Origin of the sequence: Pseudomonas frederiksbergensis, from assembly GCF_001952935.1 — a bacterium.
GTDB classification, from domain to species: Bacteria; Pseudomonadota; Gammaproteobacteria; order Pseudomonadales; family Pseudomonadaceae; genus Aquipseudomonas; species Aquipseudomonas frederiksbergensis.
Window position 1 is genome coordinate 2,332,150 of sequence record NZ_CP018319.1, and the last position, 20,906, is coordinate 2,353,055.

The following is a 20,906-nucleotide window of genomic DNA, read 5'->3' on the forward strand; positions in this document are numbered from 1 at the left end:
CCACAGCAGCGTAGCTTTCCCCTCACCCTACGGCTAATCGCCTGATTTTGTTGTTTTTTTATCAGATAGCCGGTTCGCAGGCGTTTGCCGGTGTCCCCTTGTGACATCCATGTCCCCCTCGCAATTCAAAAATATTGAAAGTTCCTACAAAGCCCATCGTGCATTACGCACGACTTCCAAAGGACCATCGTGCAGGATGCGTCCGTCACGTTATCCACCACACTCATAACTAATTGATTTTATTGGATTTTATTATCTCAACAAGCTGGCATGGCGCCTGCAACACTCTGATTACCCGGGGCCTTCAAGATGTCGCCCCTAACAAAATCACCACAGAGTGGGAGGAGCTTCAGGATGAGTCGCCAACGTGCCGCCCAGTTGCGTATCTCGCCACTGCATATCCAGCAAGGTCTGTTTGCTGTTCTGGCGCTACTGATCACTTTGATCGCCGGGCAGCAGTTTCAGCGTTGGGAGCAGAACCAACAGCAAGAAGCGCCACGCTTGTCGTTTCAACAACCGACCCAAACCCATTTCAGTGCGGCCAGCAGTAACCAGGCTGACAGCCCCCCAATGCGAATGATGGACGTCGACCAGGCTCAGCCTGCGGATGAGATGCCTCACCAGGAACGTTGGGTGTTCTAAACACATGAACTTGGCGCGCTCGATGCGCCGGGAAACGCACCACAAGCAACACCTCTAATAGAAGTGTAAGGAGAATCACCATGTTGAGCTGGGCAATCACATTCTTGATCATTGCCATCATCGCTGCAGTACTGGGCTTCGGTGGTATCGCGGGCACCGCCACGGGTATCGCCAAGATTCTCTTTGTCGTGTTCCTGGTGATGTTCATTGCTTCCTTCTTCTTTGGCCGTCGCGGTCGAGGGTGAATATGAGCGTTTTGTTAAAGACACTGGCAGCCGCCCTGCTTCTGGGCGGTAGTGCCATGGCAACAGCGGCCAATGACGGCCAGGCGCGGGTCAATGAGTTGCTGACGGCAGACCCGCAGTACCGCGAAACCTGGCAAGGCGTAGTGAAGAAGGAAGAACGCTTGCCGGAATGGGTCATGAACCTGTCCGGCGACGCCGAGCAAATGAATGCCGTTGAAGAAGATGGTGAAAAGTATCTGGTTGGGCCGTTGTGCGAATCGCAGTCGACATGCCTCAACAAGCGCTTGATCGTCGCCGTCAGCTTCGACAAGAAGGAAGCCTACGCCATGCTGGTCGAAGTGCCTGCGGGACTGCCGGCCGACAAGTCGCCCACGCGGCATGCCGACTACCGCTTTCTTGGAAAGCCAGACCAGGGCATGCAGGACTTGTTGATGGAACAACTGAAGAAAGATCCACACTGGTACTGAATTCGTAACATGAAAGAAGCAGCATGGCTTCTTCCACTGCGCTACCCGAGGAGGGTAGGCGCATGATCAGGGGGCCGGGACGTTCTGCCTGTTGCAGGGGCGGAGTGACCTACGGGTACAGGGAGTGCCTGCGCAAAGGGCCGGATCAGGCAGAAGCTGCGACGCAAGTTCGTCGGTCCCTCGTGGATCGACGGACTTGCGAAGAGCTTCCTCGGCGCAAAGTATTGTCCTAGAGCGTTCTGCTCGCCTCCTCCGCGCCCTCTTCGCTAATTCCTCGCAAAACCATTTCGCCGTGTTTCGTTGGTGACCGTATATCGAGAAAACTGCCACTCAAAGGCCGAGAGTTTTCGCCCTAGAACGTAGGCTTTTTCCCAAGTTTCAGTCCTCATTCCCTTGATCAAAAAACAACCAACCTCCTCTGCGATGGCCGGTTCACGGCACTTATGCCTGCCGAAATGTCGTATTCGAACCGGTTGGGACGCGAGTTTCAGTTGAAAAAGCTCATGCCGATTCGGCATAGGGTAGGCGTTTACGGCATTAGACGTCGCTTCCTTGCATCTGAATAGTTGCGCCTTTTTTCGCCTGCCAGAGAGCCGATAACAAGCGCTCCGGGGCACCTTATACGGGGGTAGATGCACAAGACTTTTTCGCCACAAGCGTTCCAGTTCTTGCATCTGCCTGAGTCAAACGCAAGTAAGGGTAAAGATATGAAGAAGGCAAAGCTTAGCCTCGCCTGGCAGATCCTCATCGGTCTGGTATTGGGGATTGCAATCGGTGCGCTGCTCAACCATTTCAGTGCCGAAAAGGCCTGGTGGATCAGCAACGTCCTGCAACCAGCAGGCGATATCTTTATCCGTCTGATCAAGATGATTGTGATCCCGATCGTGATCTCTTCGCTGATCGTCGGTATTGCAGGCGTCGGCGACGCGAAGAAGCTCGGGCGTATCGGTCTGAAGACCATCATTTACTTCGAGATCGTCACCACCATCGCCATCGTGGTCGGTCTGGTGCTGGCCAACGTGTTCCATCCGGGCACCGGCATCGACATGAGCACCCTGGGTACTGTGGACATTTCCAAGTACCAGGCCACTGCCGCCGAGGTTCAGCATGAACATGCGTTCATCCAGACCATCCTCAACCTGATCCCGTCGAACATCTTCGCGGCCATGGCCCGCGGCGAGATGCTGCCGATCATCTTCTTCTCCGTATTGTTCGGCCTCGGTCTGTCGAGCCTGCAATCGGACCTGCGCGAGCCGCTGGTGAAGATGTTCCAGGGCGTGTCGGAAAGCATGTTCAAAGTCACCCACATGATCATGAACTACGCCCCGATCGGCGTTTTCGCACTGATCGCGGTGACCGTGGCCAACTTCGGCTTCGCCTCTTTGATTCCGCTGGCCAAACTGGTGATCCTGGTTTACGTCGCCATCGCCTTCTTCGCCTTCGTGGTGCTGGGCCTGATCGCTCGCCTGTTCGGCTTCTCGGTGCTCAAGCTGATGCGCATCTTCAAGGATGAGCTGGTGCTGGCCTACTCCACCGCCAGTTCCGAAACCGTGCTGCCGCGCGTGATCGAGAAAATGGAAGCCTACGGCGCGCCGAAAGCCATTTGCAGCTTCGTGGTACCGACCGGCTACTCGTTCAACCTCGACGGTTCGACCCTGTACCAGAGCATTGCGGCCATCTTCATTGCCCAGCTCTACGGCATCGACCTGTCGATCAGCCAGCAATTGCTGCTGGTATTGACCCTGATGGTCACCTCCAAAGGCATCGCCGGCGTTCCGGGTGTGTCCTTTGTGGTGCTGCTGGCCACCTTGGGCAGCGTGGGTATTCCGCTCGAAGGCCTGGCGTTCATCGCCGGTGTCGACCGCATCATGGACATGGCCCGTACCGCGCTGAACGTGATCGGTAATGCCTTGGCCGTGCTGGTCATCGCACGCTGGGAAGGCATGTACGACGATGCCAAGGGCCAGCGCTACTGGAACTCCTTGCCGCACTGGCGCAGCAAGGAAAAATTGCCAGTGGGTGAAGTTTCCAGCAACTGATCACACCCCTGTAGGAGCATGGCTTGTGTGGCGAGGGGGCTTGCCCCCGTTCGAGTGCGCAGCGCTCGCAAATCCGGGTCCGCTGCGCGGCCCAACGGGGGCAAGCCCCCTCGCCACAGTCGCTCCCACAAGAGCCAAAACAAACCCCGGAGAAATCCGGGGTTTGTCGTTTCTGGCTACCCCGCTATCATTCGCCGCATTCTTCGGGGGATTTAACTGATGCTCAATGGCCTGTGGCTAAGCTTCTTCATCGTGGCTGCCGTTTCGGCACTGGCGCAATGGCTGATCGGCGGTAACGCCGGGATCTTCGCGGCGATGGTGGAAAGCATTTTCGCCATGGCCAAGTTGTCGGTCGAAGTCATGGTCCTGTTGTTCGGCACCCTGACGCTCTGGCTGGGCTTTCTGCGGATTGCCGAGAAGGCCGGGATCGTCGAGTGGCTGGCCAAAGCGTTGGGCCCGTTGTTCCTGCGGCTGATGCCGGGAGTGCCGGCCGGGCACCCGGCCATCGGCCTGATCACGCTGAACTTCGCCGCCAACGGCCTGGGCCTGGACAATGCCGCCACGCCAATCGGCCTCAAAGCCATGAAGGCGCTGCAAGAGCTCAACCCCAGCGACACCATCGCCAGCAACGCGCAGATTCTGTTCCTGGTGCTCAACGCCTCCTCCCTGACCCTGCTGCCGGTGACGATCTTCATGTACCGCGCCCAGCAAGGTGCGCCCGACCCGACCCTGGTGTTCCTGCCAATCCTGCTCGCCACCAGTTGCTCGACATTGGTCGGCCTGCTGTCGGTGGCGTTCATGCAGCGCCTGCGCCTGTGGGACCCGGTGGTGCTCGCCTACCTGATTCCCGGCGCCTTGGCCCTCGGTGCGTTCATGGCGCTGCTGGCGACGCTGTCAGCGACCGCTCTGGCCGGCCTGTCATCGATCCTCGGCAACGTGACGCTGTTCGGGCTGATCATGGTGTTTCTGGTGATCGGCGCGCTGCGCAAAGTGAAGGTCTACGAAGCGTTCGTCGAAGGCGCCAAAGAAGGCTTCGACGTGGCCAAGAACCTGCTGCCGTATCTGGTGGCGATGCTGTGCGCCGTCGGCGTGCTGCGGGCATCCGGAGCGCTGGATTTTGGCCTGGACGGGATTCGGCATCTGGTGGAATGGGCCGGTTGGGACACGCGTTTCGTCGATGCGCTGCCGACCGCCATGGTCAAGCCGTTTTCCGGCAGTGCCGCCCGGGCGATGCTGATCGAAACCATGAAAACCTCTGGCGTGGACAGCTTCCCGGCGCTGGTGGCGGCGACGATTCAGGGCAGTACCGAAACGACGTTCTATGTATTGGCGGTGTACTTCGGCGCGGTGGGGATCCAGCGGGCGCGGCATGCGGTGGGATGTGCGTTGCTGGCGGAGCTTGCCGGCGTTCTCGGCGCGATTGGCGTCTGCTACTGGTTCTTCGGCTAACCACAAAACCCTTGTGGGAGCGAGCCTTTGTGGCGAGGGGACTTGTCCCCGTTGGGTCGCGAAGCGGCCCCAATTTCTGAATTCAAGTTGTATCTGATACACCGAGAACTCAGATTTTGGGACTGCTGCGCAGTCCAACGGGGACAAGTCCCCTCGCCACAAAGGCTCGCCCACATTGATGTGTGCAGGTATTCAAGGCCTCAGCGGCGGCGCAACTTTCTGTCCTTGCTCCACCGCCCAGCTCACCACCTGCGCCGTCAGTTGATCACTGGCTTGGCCAAACCCGGCCACCACCGCCGGCACCTGAGCATCGCTCAACGGCTGGCGCACTTCGAAGCGTCGGCTGGCGAGGATTCGCTGGTCGTAGCCGCGCACCAGCAACGCATCCAGTCGCACGACGACATTCGCATGCGTTCCTTGGTATTCAGTCTGGAAAGCCTGCAGGCTACCGCCCAATTCAAGATCCGCCTGGAAATTGCTGTCGTCGGTGCTCAGCAATGTCACCCGACCATCACGCTGGAAACCATCCAACAGACGATTGCGCAGCAACACCGGGGCCGGGTCGCTCCAGCGCGAGGCCTTGTAGCTGCTGATCAGGTCACCTTGAGGGATCACGGCGATCCTCGAGCTGTTCAAGGCTTCGCTGGTCTGCGGCTTGGACAGACGCAATGACCAACGCTGCGGCGCCCCGTGACTGGCCGATGCGCTGCTCTGGGCCGAAGGCAACCGATAGACGTCGGACGGCTCGGACTTGGGCAGGATCGAGCAGGCGCTGAGCACCATGAAGCTGGCGAGGAGGGTGAGATGAAGCAGTTTCATGGCGTGAACTCCTTGTCCTTGTCATTGCCCAGCAGATAACCGGCGGGGTTGGCTTCCAGACGCTGGGAAATTGCCCGCAACGACGTCAGGGTGTCGCGCAGTTCACGCACCGCCGGGGCCAGGCCATTGAGGCCTTGCATGCCGCTGTTGATCGAGTCCTGATTGGTCGTGAGCAATGTGTTGATGGTCGCGCTGCTCTGTTCCAGCGACTTCATTGCCTGCTCGGCACTGCCGAACATCTGCTTGCCTTGATCGTTGAGCATGCCATTGGCGTTGCGCATCAGCGCCGACGTCTGCTCCAGCATGGCGCCGGCCTGTTTGCCGACCGAGGCCAGTTGCTGCATCGCCTGGCGAATATCGCCGCGCTGGTCGGCGATGGTGCCGGTGGTTTGTTCAAGATGCTCAAGAGTCTTGCTAATGCGCTCGACGTTCTGCGAAGAAAACATCTTATTGGCGTTGAGCATCAGCATGTTCACACCGGCCACCAGGTCGCCGCTGTCATTGAGCAAACGGGCGATGGGCGAGGGCGATGCAATGATCGTCGGCAAGTTACCGTCCTTGCCCTTGAGCTTCGGACTCTGCGGCGTACCACCGCTGAGCTGGATGATCGAGGTCCCGGTGATCCCGGTCAGCGCCAATATGGCCTGGGTGTCTTCCTTGATCGGTGTGTCACCGCCCAGGCGGATCCGCGCCAGCACCCGGCGCGGGTCTTTCGGGTCCAGACGCAAGGTCACCACGTCACCGACCTTGATCCCGCTGTACTGCACGGCGCTGCCCTTGGACAGGCCGCTGACGGCCTCGTTGAAGACGACTTCGTAATCCTTGAATTCGGTGTCGACGCTGGACTTGGCCAGCCACAAGCCGAAGAGCAGGGCGCCCGCCACCACAATTACGGTGAACAGGCCAATCAATACATGATGAGCTCGGGTTTCCATGTCAGACCTCCTTGAGCTGTTGAGCGGCAGTCAGTGCCGCGCGGCCGCGAGGGCCATGGAAGTATTCGTGAATCCACGGATCGTCGGTTTCCGAGACCTTGTCGATGGCGTCCGCCACCAGCACTTTCTTCTGCGCCAGCACCGCCACGCGGTCGGTGATGGTGTAGAGCGTGTCGAGGTCGTGGGTCACCAGAAACACACTCAGGCCCAACGCATCGCGCAGGGTCAGGATCAATTGATCGAACGCAGCCGCGCCAATCGGATCGAGGCCGGCGGTGGGTTCGTCGAGAAACAGGATGTCCGGGTCCAGCGCCAGCGCGCGGGCCAGTGCCGCACGCTTGATCATGCCGCCGGACAGCGAAGCGGGGTACTTGTCGGCCGCCGACAGCGGCAGCCCGGCCAAGGCCATTTTCACTGCCGCCAGGTGCTCGGCGTCCTCTCGGCTCAAACCGGCGTGCTCGATCAGGGGCAGGGCGACGTTCTCGGTCACGGTCAGCGAAGAGAACAGGGCGCCTTTCTGGAACAGCACGCCAAAGCGTCGTTCGACCATCGAGCGTTCGTGTTCAGGCAGCGTCGGCAGGTTTTTGCCGAAGACCTTCACCATCCCTTCGCTGGGCTGGCGCAAGCCGACGATGCTGCGCAACAGCACTGACTTGCCGCTGCCGGACCCGCCGACCACCGCCAGGATTTCGCCCTTGTGCAAATCCAGATCGAGGTTCTCGTGCACGCTCTGACTGCCGAAGCGATTACACAGACCACGGACTTCGATCACCGCCTCGGAGGGCGCTCGGGTTAGACGACTCACCAGCCCATCTCCATGAAAAACAGCGCAGCCACGGCGTCGAGCACGATCACCACGAAAATGGACTGGACCACGCTCGACGTGGTGTGCGCGCCGACGGACTCGGCACTGCCGCTGACCTTGAATCCCTCAAGACAGCCGATGGCGGCGATCAGAAACGCGAAGATCGGCGCTTTGACCATCCCCACCAGAAAGTGCTGAACACCGATATCGGTTTGCAGCAGCGACAGGAACATCGCGGGGGAAATATCCAGCGACACCGCGCAGACTACGCCGCCGCCGATGATCCCCGACAGCATCGCCAGAAAGGTCAGCATCGGCAGCGCGACCAGCAGGGCCAACACGCGCGGCACCACCAGCAGCTCCATCGGGTCGAGGCCCAGGGTGCGGATAGCGTCGATTTCTTCGTTGGCTTTCATCGAACCGATCTGCGCGGTGAAGGCACTGGCGGTGCGGCCGGCCATCAGGATCGCGGTCAGCAACACCCCGAATTCCCGCAGGAAGGAGAACGCCACCAGGTCCACGGTGAAAATACTCGCGCCGAAACTCGCCAACACCGTCGCCCCGAGAAACGCCACCACCGCGCCCACCAGAAAGGTCAGCAGGGCGACGATGGGGGCGGCGTCGAGGCCGGTCTGTTCGATGTGCGCGACCATCGGCGTAACGCGCCAGCGTTTGGGGCGAAACAGGCCGCGAGCGATGGTTTCCAGAATCAGGCCGACGAAACCCAGCAGTTGCAGAGTGTCCTGCCAGACCGCGTCGACCGCACGGCCGATGCGGATCAGCAGTTGAATGCCGACGCTGATTTCCGGTTCCTTGATCGGCACGCAGAAGTCGGTCAGCGAGCAATAGACGGTCTGCAACAACGCGCGGTCGGCCGAGGACAGTGTGCAATCGGGATGCTCGGCGGATCGACCCAAACGCTCGGAACCCAGCAACTCCACCAGCAGCGATGCGCCAGCGGTGTCGAGCGCGCCGAGGCCGTTGAGGTCGATGTGGGTGTTGTTGTCGTATTGGCCGCGGAGCTTTTCGCTCAGGCGGCTGAGATCGGTGTAATGGGCGAGCGTCCAGTCACCCGTGACCCGCAATAGGGCAGGGCTTTGCGAGGTGTCCAGTCGGGCACTGCCGGGCAATGTGCTGCTAGTCATAAGCTCCGTGCTTGTTCGGCTATTACGCAGATCTGACTAATAGCACGAACCGCGTTACTTTTCTTTGATGGGTGTGCTGTCCTTGACCTTGAAGCGCAGCACGCCAATCAACTGACCGTCCTCGGTCAGCACCCGGACCTGCCATTTGCCTGCGGGGTTGCCGGGGAAGTTCTGCTTGTGGGTCCAGGCGCGATAGCCTTCCTTGCGCCCTCCATTGATATCCAGAGGGATACGGTCGACTTCTTTACCGTTGAACATCCAGACGTGATAAATCCGTTCAGCCAGACCTCGCGGGGCGTTGATCGCGGTATACGCGTACAGCCCACCTCCGCGAATCTGCTCGGCGCTGACTTCTTCCAGGCTCTTGCCGGGAGTGCGGTCCTGCATTTGGGTGCTGATCGCCACATCGGTCATCCACAGGGTCGCCGGCGGAACCCAGGAGCGCAGCACCCAACCGGCGGCGCCGATGCCGACGGTGATGCTGAGAATCGCCAACGCATTGCGCACCGTGCGAATCGGGAAGATCGAGGCCAGGCTCGGGAACGACAGCAACATGGCAATGCCCAGCGCCAGCTTGAAGCTCTGGGCGGTGGTGAGGTGCAAAATGACGGGCAGGGCGGTCAGCAGGGCCGCGAACAGGGTCAGGGTGTGCAGCGCCAGGAACGCCCAGCGGCGCGGTGCCAGCCATTTGTAGTAGAGCGGGTCGATGATCGAAATCAGCGCCGCCATGCTCAGTAATCCAGTGAAGAACAACTGGCCGCTGTTCCAGGTGGTGGTGATCAAAAAGAACGGCAGGACGAAGAACAGGCTTTCCTGATGGATCATCTGCGTTGCATAACGCAGCAATGGCTGGGGTATTTCGCGTTTGAAGACCCTGGCGAACAGCTTGGTGAGGCTGTTTTCCAGCATCAGCCAGATCCAGCTGACCAGCATGATGGTGGTGATCCAGGTCGCCAGCCCCTGTTGGCGATCCACCAGCATGAAGCTGCCGACCCCTGAAATGAACCCACCGAGCGCAATGGCCCCCGGGTAGCGCTTCATCAGCTCCAGGATGCGCTGGACGTATAGGGTCAGATTAGGCATTCGGCGGTTCACAATAGTCGTGGGAAAAATCCTCGACAGGGTACCGCCCGGACAGCGGTGTGGCGAGGGCCCGGTCAATTTGGCCAAACACAAAATCTGGGCCTAAACGCTTACCTGTGGCGAGGGGGCTTGCCCCCGTTGGATCGCGAAGCGGCCCCAAAACTGATGACCCGTTTAGGCAGATACACCGCATTAACCGGTTTTGCGACTGCTGCGCAGCCGAACGGGGCGGTGCGGCGTTCCGACAAGCCCCCTCGCCACAAAAGCCCCCTCGCCACAAGGATCGGTTACCGCCTGCGATGTACTCGCCAAGCCACGAGGCCGAGTACAAGCAAACCGAGCCCCCCGGCAATCACCCACACAAACTGGTCATCACTGATCAACGGCTGTTCGATGCGCAGGTAGCCCGGCTGCATCAGCAATTCACGCATGGCCTTGTTTGCTTCTTCCAGCGTCACCCCTTGCAGTTCCTTGGCCGGGTTGGCGAAACGGCCGTCCTCGTAGTCCCCAAGGGCACTCCAGTAATAATCGGCCAACGCGCTATTGCCTTGCACGGCCCAGGCCTGGCGGGCGATGGCGGCCTGCTTGATGCGGTTGAAAGTGTCGGCATTCAGACCGTCCCTGAGCAACCCGGCCTTCAGATCATCCAGCACCCGTTTGGCTTGGGGCACGTCGTCGCGCTCAAGGTCCGCGTTCAGGCTCATGAAGCCCACACCGCCAAACACCTCGCGCTCGGCCGAAGGCCCGTAGGACAGGCCATGGGCCAGGCGCAATTGGCGGTAGAGCGCCCAGTCCAGATAATCCTTGAGCAAGTCGAAGGTTTGGTCGTGCTGATCTTCCAGCACCGGCTCTGGCACCAGCCAATGCAACTTGGCACTGCCGCCAACCAGACCGCGACTCAGGGTGCGTTCATGGGCGGCACTGGCCTGGATCGCCGGCAGGGGCAGGTGATCAGTCGGATCGACCGCTTCAAGCGCGCCATAAGACCGCTCCAGATAGGCCGGCAGCAACCGCTCAAGGTCGCCGACGACGATCAGGGTCATGTTGTTGGGCGCGTACCAGGCCTCGCGCACCTTTTCCAGCTGATCGCGGCTCAGGTGGTCGACCTCAGGCCGCTCGGGGCATTTGAGGCCCAGTTCCACCGCCAGCTGATTACTCGCCGTGTGGCCAAGATCCTGGCGATCCAGCCAGCGTTGCAGGTGCGTGTAATGGCCGCCGTCTTCACGCTCGACCACTTGTTTGGCGGCGTTGATGGCGTTGTCGTCGATTCGGGTCTGGGTCAACAGCGCCAGCAGCAGGTCGAGGACCTTGCGCTGGTTTTTCGCCGGGGCTTCGATGACGAACGTCGTATCGGCATTGCTGGTGTAAGCGTTCCACTCGCCACCCAGGGCCTGCATGCGCTCTTCCAGCCCGCCTTCGCCGGTGGCGTCGATGCCGCTGAACAGCAAGTGCTCAAGCAGGTGCGGCAGCGCCTTTTTGGCGCAGCTGAAATCATCGATGCCGACGCCGACCACCAGACGAATCGCCACATGCCCGCGCTCGGTACCGGGCTTGAGCAGCAATTGCAGGCCGTTGGGCAGCGTGTAGCCCTCGACCTGAAAGCGATCCAGGGCAAATGAAGGGAATGAGCCAAGCAACAGACAAGCGAACAACAGACAACGCATAACAAGCTTCCAGGCAACCCATCGGAGATCCGTGTCGTCAGCCAGGCCGCCATCGCGAGCAGGCTCGCTCCCACAGTGGATCTCCGGTGAAATCGGAAAGTGTGTCCGACTCAGATCACCTGTGGGAGCGAGCCTGCTCGCGATGGCGGCCTTAACGCTGAATCAATGTACTGACTGACCACTCTGCCAGACGTTCAAGGTGAATGTGTGATGTCAGCCAAATCGTCGACCGCCAGGGCTCCGGTGTCGGAAGTTTCCAGCACCACATAGGCGCTGCTGCAAAACAGTGAATTCAGACGCTTCATGTCGGCAATCAACTCAAGGTGCAACGAGCTGGTCTCGATACTCTGCATGATCTTACGTTGCAGTCGGCTGACGTGAGCATGGGCCAGGCGCCGTTCCTGTGCGCGAAAGCGACGTTTCTCACGCAATAACTGGCGGGCACTTTCCTTATCGGCACTGAGGAACACCGACAACCCCAGGCGCAGATTGGATATCAATTGACTGTGCAGCCCCGCCAACTCTTCCAGGCCAGCCTCGGAAAAAGACCGTCGCTGCGAGGTTTTCTGCTGCTGAACCTTGCGCAGCATGCGTTCGATGAGGTCGCTGGCGAGTTTAAGGTTGATCGCCAGCTCGATGATTTCCGCCCAACGCCGGCTGTCCTGCTCGCTGAGGTCTTCGCGGGGCATTTGCGCCAGATACAGTTTGATCGCACCGTAGAGCGATTCCACATCATCGGTCAGGCGCCGCATTTCCTGGGTCACGGCGGTTTGTTTGCCGTGCAGCACGTCGAGCATGGCTTCGAGCATGTTGTCGATCAGGTCGCCGATGCGCAGGGTTTCCCGGGCGGCATTGGCCAGTGCCAGGCTGGGCGTAACCAGCGCTGTTGGATCAAGATGCCGCGGTTTCGCTGTGCCGTTGATTTGCGGGCGCTCCGGCAGCACCCACGCACAGAATCTGGCCATCGGTCCGACGCTGGGCAGCAAGATCAGGCAACGCGTGGTGTTGTAGAGCAGGTGAAAGCCAATGACCATTTCCTGAGGGCTGAAGTCCAGGCTGTCGATCCAGTGCACCAACGGTTCAAGCACCGGAATGATCAGCAACAGGCCGATCAGTTTGTAGAGCAGGCTGCCCAACGCCACCTGGCGTCCGGCGGCGTTCTGCATGCTGGTGCTGAGGAAGGCAAGGATGCCGCTGCCGATGTTGGCGCCGATCACCAGACCGATGGCAACGGGCAGACTGATCACCGCAGCACCGGCCAGGGTCGCAGTCAGCAGGACAGCGGCGAGACTGGAGTAGGAAACCATCGCAAACAGCGCGCCGACCAGGGCATCGAGCAAGATGTCGCCGGTCAGCGAGGCGAAAATCACCTTCACGCCTTGGGCCTGGGTAATCGGCGCGGCAGCCTCGACGATCAGCTGCAGCGCCAGGATGATCAGTCCCAGGCCGATGCTCACCCGGCCCATCTGTCCTGCCCGGGTCTGTTTGCGCGACAGGAAGAAAATCACCCCGAGAAAGATCAGTAGCGGCGACAGCCATGACAGGTCCAGGGTCAGCACCCGCGCCATCAGCGCGGTACCGACGTCGGCCCCGAGCATGGTCGCCAGGGCAGGGGTCAGCGCCATCAGGCCCTGACCGACAAAGGAAGTGACGAGCATGGCGGTGGCGTTGCTGCTCTGGACCATCGCTGTCACGACGATCCCCGAGATGAACGCCAGCCAGCGCTTGGACATGTTCCGGCCAATCACATGGCGCAGGTTGGAACCGTAGACCCGCAGGATGCCGGTTCGGACGATGTGCGTGCCCCAAATCAACAAGGCCACGGCAGATAACAGATTGAGCAGGGTGAGCATGCAGGCCCCCTGTGGTGGTAGCGCCCCAAAGGGGCAAGTTGACGGTGCCGCGTGTTCTTCTACGTTCTGTACTTAAGCTGTAGTTGGCTAACGCTCTGCGCGCCAGCATTGCACAGCTAAAGAAGCGATTGAAACAAAACTGTCATGAAAACAGCTTGATGGGGATATGAAAAAGGGACCCGAAGGTCCCTTTGTCATCACATGGCATTCGGGTTACTGCCCCGGAATGTCCTTGCGCAGCTTCACCGGATCCTGCTGTTTGCGCTTTCTCGCCATGGCGGTGCGCATCTTGATGTTGATCGCTTCCACCGCCAGCGAGAACGCCATGGCGAAGTAGACGTAGCCTTTTGGCACGTGAACGTCGAGGGATTCAGCAATCAGCACAGTACCGACAATCAACAGGAACGACAGCGCCAGCATCTTCAGCGACGGGTGCTTGTCGATGAACTCGCTGATGGTGCCGGAAGCCCACATCATCACCAGTACGGCAACGATGATCGCCGCGACCATGACCGGTACGTGGGACACCATGCCAACAGCGGTGATGACCGAGTCCAGCGAAAACACGATGTCGATGATTGCGATCTGAATGATGGTGTAGAGGAAGTTGCCGCCTTTGCCGCCCGGCTCCTCATTGGTTTCGTCTTCACCTTCCAGCGCGTGGTACATCTCTTGCGAGCTCTTCCACAGCAGGAACAGACCACCGAAGAACAGGATCAGGTCACGCCCGGAAATACCCTGGCCGAACACTTCGAACAAGTCGGCGGTAAGGCGCATGACCCAGGTGATCGACAGCAACAACAGGATCCGCGTGATCATGGCCAATGCCAGGCCGAAAATCCGGGTGCGCTGTTGCATGTGCTTGGGCATGCGGCTGACCAGGATCGAAATCATGATGATGTTATCGATACCCAGGACGATTTCCAGGGCGGTCAGGGTAAAGAAGGCAACCCAGATTTCAGGGTTGGTCAGCCATTCCATGTGTATTCCTTTGTGCGAGTGTTAAACCACGAAGGGCCCAGGCTTCAAACAACAAAGCCTGGACCCGTCATGGTGAGTCTTGGGCTTATAGAGTGCTGAACAGCGGAAAAATCCCCATCAGCAAAGCGGCGACCAGTATGCACATGCAAACCAGTACTGCCCACTTCAGGGTGAAACGCTGGTGATCACCGAAGTCGATACCGGCCAGGGCCACCAACAGGTAGGTCGATGGTACCAGCGGGCTCAGCAAGTGGACGGGCTGACCGACGATCGAGGCACGTGCCATTTCAACCGCGGTTATACCGTAATGGCTGGCGGCTTCCGCAAGTACCGGTAACACGCCGTAATAAAATGCATCATTCGACATGAAGAACGTGAACGGCATGCTCACCAGTGCAGTGATCACCGCCAGGTACGGGCCGAGGAAGTCCGGGATGACCGCCAACAGGCTTTTGGACATCGCATCGACCATGCCGGTGCCCGTCAGGATACCGGTGAAGATACCGGCCGCGAAGATCAAACCGACCACCGCCAGCACGCTACCGGCGTGGGCCGCGACGCGGTCCTTCTGCTGTTGCAGGCATGGGTAGTTGACGATCATCGCGATACTGAACGCCACCATGAACAGCACCGGCAGCGGCAACAGACCGGCGACCAGGGTGCACATCAGGGCCAGGGTCAGGGCGCCGTTGAACCAGATCAACTTCGGACGACGGGCATCCGGGAATTGCGAAACGCTGATTTCACTGTGATCGATTTCCTCGCCCACCAGATGCAGCTCACCCAGGCGCGCACGTTCACGCTTGCCATAGAAATAGGCAATCACGAGGATGGCCAGCACCCCGAAAGCCATCGCCGGAATCATCGGTACGAAGATGTCGGACGGGTCCACGTGCAGCGCACTGGCCGCACGAGCGGTCGGGCCGCCCCAGGGCGTCATGTTCATCACGCCACCGGCGAGGATGATCAGGCCGGCCATGATCCGCGGGCTCATGCCGATACGGGCGTAGAGCGGCAGCATGGCGGCCACGCAGATCATATAAGTGGTCGCGCCGTCCCCATCGAGGGAGACGACGAGCGCCAGTACGGCGGTGCCGACCGAAACTTTCAACGGGTCGCCCTTGACCAGTTTGAGGATCTTGCGCACGGCCGGGTCGAACAGGCCGGAGTCGATCATCAGGGCGAAGTACAAAATGGCGAACATCAGCATCACACCGGTCGGCGCGAGCTTGGTGATGCCTTCGAGCATCATCGGGCCGATCTTCGGCGCAAAACCACCGAACAGAGCGAACAGGATCGGAATGATGATCAGAGCGATCAGCGCGGACAGGCGCTTGGTCATGATCAGGAACATGAACGTGATGACCATGGCAAAGCCAAGGAAAGTCAGCATGGGAATACTCCAGGCATAGCGCGGCTAGGGAATGGGCGAACCGGGTGGGTCAGCGCAGAACGGGAAGCACGAGGCGTATGGGTGGAGTGACAGCGAAGTGGCGGGTTGCAAAGGACATCAGGATCACCATTGTTGTTGTTAAATGGGCTGTGCGAGCAATAAAACACTGGCATTGGCCGACCGGTCTGTTGCCGGTAGTGGGGCGATCCTAATCGCGGAAGCTTTCACCCAGCTTTCGCGGATGAAAGCATTGACCAGTTGTGCAACCGGTCGTCGGACCGGGGCAGGGACGTTAAACCGAGTCGACGCCTTCGCGAGCAAGTCGAAGGCGTCAGAACATACGCATCAGGAGGAAACAGAATGGGCGAAATTTATACGGGCGGCTGCCACTGCGGACATCTGCGCTATCAATTCAGCGGGCCTTTGCGCGACATCGCCCATTGTCATTGTTCGATTTGCCGACGGGTCAGCGGCGGGATCGTGACCACCTGGATCACCGTGCCTGCGTCAGCCTTTGAATGGGTGAAAGGAACGCCAGCGCAGTACGACTCTTCAACAACCTGCGTGCGCTATTTCTGCGGCAACTGTGGGGCGCAACTGGCGCTGGTCACCGACCTGAGCCCGGACAGCATCGATGTGACCGTCGCCACCCTCGATCATCCCGAATACGCACCCGCCCAAAGGCATATCTGGACTGACAACCGACTGCCCTGGCTGCATCTGGACGAACATTTGCCCGGCGAAGCCGAGGAACAGTTGTAAACTGATCAAAAAATAGACAGGTCCAGTGGCCGAATGGCGCCCATCCAGATCGCGTGCTCGGTGTGGTCGAGCAGATCGTCACCGGTGTCCGGGTGCAGGAACACCACCAGACCCTTGCGGTTGAGCGCAAGCCAGGGCAGCACGTCGCCGATGTATTGCGGCTCAAACGCCAATTGGCAGCTCCAGTCCGGGTGCGGACCCACCGGGCGTTCATGGACGCGCCCCATCTTCACTGGAAACAATTGCGCTGCCTCCTCACACAAGGCTCGCGCCTGAGCAAGGGTGTTGGCGTCGAAGTAGACATGAGCGTGGTAGCCCTTGATCTGCTGCATTTAAAACCCTCTGAACCGAGTCGAACCGGCGTTGTTGCCCACAGGTCACACGCCATAGAGATAGGAAGAACGGAGCACGGCCATGAAAAATGCCGAAACCCCGGTAGTGAAAGTAGTGCTTTATGGTGCCATGAGTAGCCTGGGCAGTGCGCTGATGGCTGAAATGCTGCGGCGCCAACATGAAGTGATCGCCATTCTTGATGACCTGACAGCGCTCGCGCCGCGCCCGGGATTGCGCACCAAGACCGGTGATTTGTTCGACGCCAAGCGGGTCAAGCAGAGCGTCGCCGGATGTTCTGCGGTGATCTGCCTGCTGGATGCACCCGGATTGCCGATGAGCAGCGAGCACGTGGAAAAATCCATCGTGCCCGGCCCGGTCGAGCAAGTGCTCGCGGTGGACGCTCTGATCGATGGCATGCAGGCCTCAGGGATTGCCCGGCTGTTTCTGGTCGGTGATTTCGAGGCACTGGACGATCCGGAGATAGAAGATCGACTGCAACGCCACGCCGCCGAAGAAATCCGCGAGGCCCTGCAAAGCAGCACGTTGCACTGGACGCTGGTGAATGCGCCGCGCGGGGTGCCAGGGCTGACCATCGAGCATTTCAGCCATGTCAGCAGCAGCCTGGAGCCAGGTCTCGCCGAGCCGCTTGAACGGCTGAGCCGGGTGGCGGTGGGGATTGCCGATGAATTGCGGTTGAACCTGCATGTCGGCGAACACGTGACCTTCGTCGCGACCGAGGCTATACAGCGATAGACGGCAACGGCAAGCCATTGAGCGATTGCGCACTGCTGGCCTGCTCAGCCATCAGCCAGTCCACGAACTGTTGAATCAGCGCACCACGCCGTTTCCGCTGGGGCAGGACCACGTAATAGCCGAGCCTGGAAATCACCGTTTCCGCGATCGGTCGGCACAACAAACCTTGCGCCAGCAAGTTATCCACAAGGTGCCGCCACCCAATCGCCACCCCTTGGCCGCCAATCGCGGCCTGGATCAGCAGTGTGTAATTGTCGAAGCGCAATTGCCCGGGCGCAGGTGCCGAAGCGATCCCCAACTCGCGAAACACGCCGCTCCAGTCGAACCAGTTGCTGCTGTTCTCGCCTCGAAGATGCAGCAGCGGGAACTCGAGCAATGCCTGACAGGGCAAGGGCAGCGGACGATCCTTCAACAGCAGCGGGCTGCACACCGGAAACACTTCTTCGCTGAACAGCCAATGGCTTTCGCCCTGCTTGAATCGGCCATCCCCAAACAACACCGCCACATCGATATCGGTGCGCAGCATATTGAGGCTGCGTTCACTGGTGACCAGGCTGACGTCCACTTGAGGATTGGCGGCATGGAAGCGGTGCAGGCGCGGCATCAGCCAATACGCGGCGAAGGCGAAATCGGTGGCGACCTGCAACACTTCATGTTGGTGTTGTGCGCTGATTGCGCTCAATCCTGCATCGATATTCTGCAATCCGAGCTGAACCTGCTCAAACAGTATCGTCCCGGACTCAGTCAGTTCGATGCCGCGATAGATCCGGTCAAACAGCCGTGTCCCGAGTTGTTCTTCCAACCGTTTGATCTGCTGGCTGATCGCCGGTTGCGTGGTGCCGAGCTCCAACGCGGCCGCCGTGAAGCTGCGCTGACGGGCCGCCGCTTCAAAGGCGCGAAGCAAATCCAGAGACAAATCACCAAGGGCGTCATACATAAGCTGTGCTTATCCTAGTCATTGCCGCGCATGGGCTTTACCACAAGTTGCTTGGGCTACATGCTCGATCGCAGCACTTTCGCATAAATATTCACTATGGAATGCCGCGATCACATGAAGCGCAAGAATATTCTTTTCATCATGGCCGATCAGATGGCCGCGCCAATGTTGCCGTTTTACGGCCCTTCGCCCATCAAACTGCCCAATCTCAGCCGCCTCGCCGCCCAAGGCGTGGTATTCGACGCCGCGTATTGCAACAGCCCACTGTGCGCGCCGTCGCGTTTCACCCTGGTCAGCGGTCAGTTGCCGAGCAAGATCGGCGCCTACGACAACGCGGCCGATTTCCCTGCCGACGTACCGACTTATGCCCACTACCTGCGTCGACTCGGCTACCGCACCGCGCTGTCGGGCAAGATGCATTTCTGCGGCCCGGATCAACTACACGGCTATGAAGAACGCCTGACCAGCGACATCTACCCGGCCGATTACGGCTGGTCTGTGAACTGGGACGAGCCAGACGTGCGTCCAACCTGGTTTCACAACATGTCATCGGTGTTGCAGGCCGGGCCGTGCGTACGCACCAATCAGCTGGATTTCGACGAAGAGGTGGTGTTCAAGGCCCAACAGTACCTGTTCGATCATATCCGCGAGGATGGCGATCAGCCGTTTTGCCTGACCGTTTCGATGACTCACCCACACGACCCGTACACCATTCCCAAGGCTTTCTGGGATATGTACGACGACGCCGATATCCCGTTGCCCGAAACCCCGGCGCAGACCGAACTGGATCCGCACTCCCAGCGTTTACTCAAGGTTTACGACCTGTGGGACAAACCGCTGCCTGTGGATAAGATTCGCGATGCGCGCCGTGCGTACTTCGGTGCGTGCAGCTATATAGACAGTAATGTCGGCAAACTCCTGCAAACACTCGAGGAAACCGGCCTGATCGAGGACACCATCATCGTCTTCTCCGGCGACCATGGCGACATGCTCGGCGAGCGTGGGCTCTGGTACAAAATGCACTGGTTCGAAATGGCCGCCCGCGTGCCGCTGTTGATCAGTGCGCCGGGGCAGTTCGGGGCTGGCCGGGTCAGCGCGGCGGTGTCCACAGCCGATCTGTTGCCGACCTTCGTAGAACTGGCCGGCGGTTCGCTGGAGCCGGGTCTGCCACTGGATGGCCGCTCATTGGTCTCGCACCTGCAAGGGCAGGGCGGTCATGACGAGGTCTTCGGCGAGTACATGGCCGAAGGCACCATCAGCCCGCTGATGATGATTCGCCGTGGCAACTACAAATTCATCTACAGCGAAGACGACCCTTGCCTACTCTTCGACGTACACAACGATCCGCGCGAACTGGAAGAACTCAGCCAATCGCCACAACATCATTCGCTTTTCGATGAATTTCTCGCCGAAGCCCGGGCCAAATGGGATATCCCGACGATCCATCAACAGGTGCTCGCCAGCCAACGGCGCCGACGTTTTGTCGCCGAGGCATTAACCATCGGCAAGTTGAAGAGCTGGGATCACCAGCCGCTGGTGGACGCCAGTCAACAGTACATGCGCAACCACATCGACCTCGACGATCTGGAGCGTAAAGCACGTTATCCACAACCCTGCCAAAACCAATAATGTTAAGGGGAATGCCATGCGTAGGTTATCCACAGCAATGACGGTCGGGCTTCTGGCTCTGGGCAGTGCATCGGCGTATGCCGAGCAGAGTTGCGAGACGGTAAAAATGGCCGACCCTGGCTGGAGCGACATTGCCGCCACCAACGCCATCACCGGGTTTCTGCTGGACGGCATGGGTTACAAGGCCAAGGTCGACACGCTTGCAGTGCCGATCACCTTTGGCGGCTTGAAAGATGGCCAGGTCGACGTGTTTCTCGGTAACTGGATGCCGGCGCAACAGGGTTTCTACGACAAATTCGTGGCCACCGGCGATGTCACGCAACTGGCGAAGAACCTCGACGGCACCGAATTCACCCTCGCGGTCCCGGATTACGTCTGGGACGCGGGTGTGCGTAACTTTTCCGACCTGAACAAATACGCCGACAAGTTCGACAAGAAAATCTACGGCATTGGCTCCGGCGCTCCTGCCAACATCTCCTTGCAGGAAATCATCAAGAAGAACGACTTCGACATGGGCCAGTGGAAACTGGTCGAGTCCAGCGAGCAGGCCATGCTGGCCGAAGTGTCTCGCGCGGTGAAAAAACAGAAGTTCGTGACCTTCCTCGGCTGGACCCCGCACCCGATGAACGTGCAACTGAAAATGCATTACCTCAAGGGCGGCGAGAAGTACTTTGGCGACACCGGCAGCGTTTACACCCTGACCCGCAAAGGTTATGCACAGGCCTGCCCGAACGTCGGCAAACTGCTCACCAACCTCAGTTTCACCCAGGAAATGGAGAACAGCATCATGGCCGAGGTGGTGAACAAGAAGGTCAGCAACGCTGATGCGGCCAAGGCGTGGATCAAGGCCAATCCAGCGGTGCTGGATAAGTGGCTGGATGGGGTGAAGACCGTGGATGGGAAGGATGCGCTGGGGGCGGTGAAAGCCAAACTCTGAATCCCTGCCGCCGATCGTTCCCACACTCTGCGTGG

20 protein-coding genes are annotated in these 20,906 nt (G+C 59.6%); 9 read left to right on the forward strand and 11 right to left on the reverse strand.

What is annotated here, in order from left to right:
• Window positions 1–354: 354 nt before the first annotated feature.
• The 5 genes from PFAS1_RS10790 (at window position 355) to PFAS1_RS10810 (ending at window position 4,842) form a co-directional block, all read left to right on the forward strand.
• On the forward strand, window positions 355–642 hold the full coding sequence (locus PFAS1_RS10790) for a hypothetical protein (protein ID WP_074872280.1): 288 nt from the start codon (window positions 355–357) through the stop codon (window positions 640–642).
• Window positions 643–722: 80 nt separating this feature from the next.
• The gene (locus PFAS1_RS10795; RefSeq protein WP_003177151.1) at window positions 723–887 is read left to right on the forward strand and encodes a DUF1328 domain-containing protein; all 165 of its coding nucleotides are present in this window, start codon (window positions 723–725) and stop codon (window positions 885–887) included.
• A 2-nt stretch (window positions 888–889) separates the two neighbouring features.
• Entirely contained in the window at window positions 890–1,354 is a 465-nt protein-coding gene (locus PFAS1_RS10800; RefSeq protein WP_076029150.1) for an inhibitor of vertebrate lysozyme family protein, read from the forward strand.
• Window positions 1,355–2,061: 707 nt separating this feature from the next.
• A complete protein-coding gene (gene gltP / locus PFAS1_RS10805; protein WP_076029151.1) occupies window positions 2,062–3,393 on the forward strand; it encodes a glutamate/aspartate:proton symporter GltP in 1,332 nt (443 codons plus the stop codon).
• A 219-nt stretch (window positions 3,394–3,612) separates the two neighbouring features.
• Window positions 3,613–4,842, forward strand: coding sequence for a nucleoside recognition domain-containing protein (locus tag PFAS1_RS10810; protein WP_074872274.1), 1,230 nt, complete (start codon window positions 3,613–3,615; stop codon window positions 4,840–4,842).
• 192 nt (window positions 4,843–5,034) lie between these two features.
• On the opposite strand, the gene PFAS1_RS10815 is transcribed toward PFAS1_RS10810, so the two are convergent.
• The 9 genes from PFAS1_RS10815 to PFAS1_RS10855 form a co-directional block, all read right to left on the reverse strand.
• Complete coding sequence (locus tag PFAS1_RS10815; protein WP_076029152.1) at window positions 5,035–5,661, reverse strand: ABC-type transport auxiliary lipoprotein family protein; 627 nt, start codon at window positions 5,659–5,661, stop codon at window positions 5,035–5,037.
• Window positions 5,658–6,596 (reverse strand): MlaD family protein, encoded by a 939-nt coding sequence (locus PFAS1_RS10820; protein WP_076029153.1) that lies wholly within the window; start codon window positions 6,594–6,596, stop codon window positions 5,658–5,660. Before PFAS1_RS10820 ends, PFAS1_RS10815 begins: the two co-directional genes overlap by 4 nt.
• 1 nt (window position 6,597) lies before the next feature.
• Window positions 6,598–7,401, reverse strand: a complete 804-nt coding sequence (locus PFAS1_RS10825) for an ABC transporter ATP-binding protein (protein WP_076029154.1) — start codon at window positions 7,399–7,401, stop codon at window positions 6,598–6,600.
• Window positions 7,398–8,546: an ABC transporter permease gene (locus PFAS1_RS10830; RefSeq protein ID WP_076029155.1), complete on the reverse strand. Its 1,149-nt coding sequence runs from the start codon at window positions 8,544–8,546 to the stop codon at window positions 7,398–7,400. The genes PFAS1_RS10825 and PFAS1_RS10830 overlap by 4 nt, the downstream gene beginning before the upstream one ends.
• Window positions 8,547–8,600: 54 nt before the next feature.
• Window positions 8,601–9,629 (reverse strand): DUF5924 family protein, encoded by a 1,029-nt coding sequence (locus tag PFAS1_RS10835; RefSeq protein WP_076029156.1) that lies wholly within the window; start codon window positions 9,627–9,629, stop codon window positions 8,601–8,603.
• Window positions 9,630–9,916: 287 nt separating this feature from the next.
• Window positions 9,917–11,293: a M16 family metallopeptidase gene (locus PFAS1_RS10840; RefSeq protein ID WP_076029157.1), complete on the reverse strand. Its 1,377-nt coding sequence runs from the start codon at window positions 11,291–11,293 to the stop codon at window positions 9,917–9,919.
• 194 nt (window positions 11,294–11,487) lie between these two features.
• A complete protein-coding gene (locus PFAS1_RS10845; protein WP_076029158.1) occupies window positions 11,488–13,146 on the reverse strand; it encodes a Na/Pi cotransporter family protein in 1,659 nt (552 codons plus the stop codon).
• A 213-nt stretch (window positions 13,147–13,359) separates the two neighbouring features.
• The gene (locus PFAS1_RS10850) at window positions 13,360–14,127 is read right to left on the reverse strand and encodes a TerC family protein (protein ID WP_076029159.1); all 768 of its coding nucleotides are present in this window, start codon (window positions 14,125–14,127) and stop codon (window positions 13,360–13,362) included.
• A gap of 85 nt (window positions 14,128–14,212) precedes the next feature.
• Window positions 14,213–15,520 carry a CitMHS family transporter gene (locus tag PFAS1_RS10855; RefSeq protein WP_074872260.1) on the reverse strand — a complete coding sequence of 436 codons (1,308 nt, stop codon included), beginning with the start codon at window positions 15,518–15,520 and terminating at the stop codon, window positions 14,213–14,215.
• Window positions 15,521–15,880: 360 nt separating this feature from the next.
• On the opposite strand from PFAS1_RS10855, the gene PFAS1_RS10860 reads away from it, so the two are divergent.
• A complete protein-coding gene (locus PFAS1_RS10860) occupies window positions 15,881–16,282 on the forward strand; it encodes a GFA family protein (RefSeq protein ID WP_076029160.1) in 402 nt (133 codons plus the stop codon).
• A 5-nt stretch (window positions 16,283–16,287) separates the two neighbouring features.
• Here the strand turns inward: PFAS1_RS10860 and PFAS1_RS10865 are convergent, their stop codons facing one another.
• A complete protein-coding gene (locus PFAS1_RS10865) occupies window positions 16,288–16,614 on the reverse strand; it encodes a DOPA 4,5-dioxygenase family protein (RefSeq protein ID WP_074872256.1) in 327 nt (108 codons plus the stop codon).
• Window positions 16,615–16,696: 82 nt separating this feature from the next.
• Between PFAS1_RS10865 and PFAS1_RS10870 the strand changes: the two genes are divergently transcribed.
• A complete protein-coding gene (locus PFAS1_RS10870; RefSeq protein WP_076029161.1) occupies window positions 16,697–17,368 on the forward strand; it encodes an NAD(P)-dependent oxidoreductase in 672 nt (223 codons plus the stop codon).
• Here the strand turns inward: PFAS1_RS10870 and PFAS1_RS10875 are convergent.
• Window positions 17,355–18,305, reverse strand: a complete 951-nt coding sequence (locus tag PFAS1_RS10875; protein ID WP_076029162.1) for a choline sulfate utilization transcriptional regulator — start codon at window positions 18,303–18,305, stop codon at window positions 17,355–17,357. The two genes, PFAS1_RS10870 and PFAS1_RS10875, sit on opposite strands and share 14 nt — an antisense overlap.
• Before the next feature lie 114 nt (window positions 18,306–18,419).
• Here PFAS1_RS10875 and betC point away from each other — a divergent pair, with 114 nt between their 5' ends.
• The gene (betC, locus tag PFAS1_RS10880) at window positions 18,420–19,934 is read left to right on the forward strand and encodes a choline-sulfatase (RefSeq protein ID WP_076029163.1); all 1,515 of its coding nucleotides are present in this window, start codon (window positions 18,420–18,422) and stop codon (window positions 19,932–19,934) included.
• A gap of 16 nt (window positions 19,935–19,950) precedes the next feature.
• On the forward strand, window positions 19,951–20,871 hold the full coding sequence (gene choX / locus PFAS1_RS10885; RefSeq protein ID WP_076029164.1) for a choline ABC transporter substrate-binding protein: 921 nt from the start codon (window positions 19,951–19,953) through the stop codon (window positions 20,869–20,871).
• The last annotated feature ends 35 nt before the right edge of the window (window positions 20,872–20,906 follow it).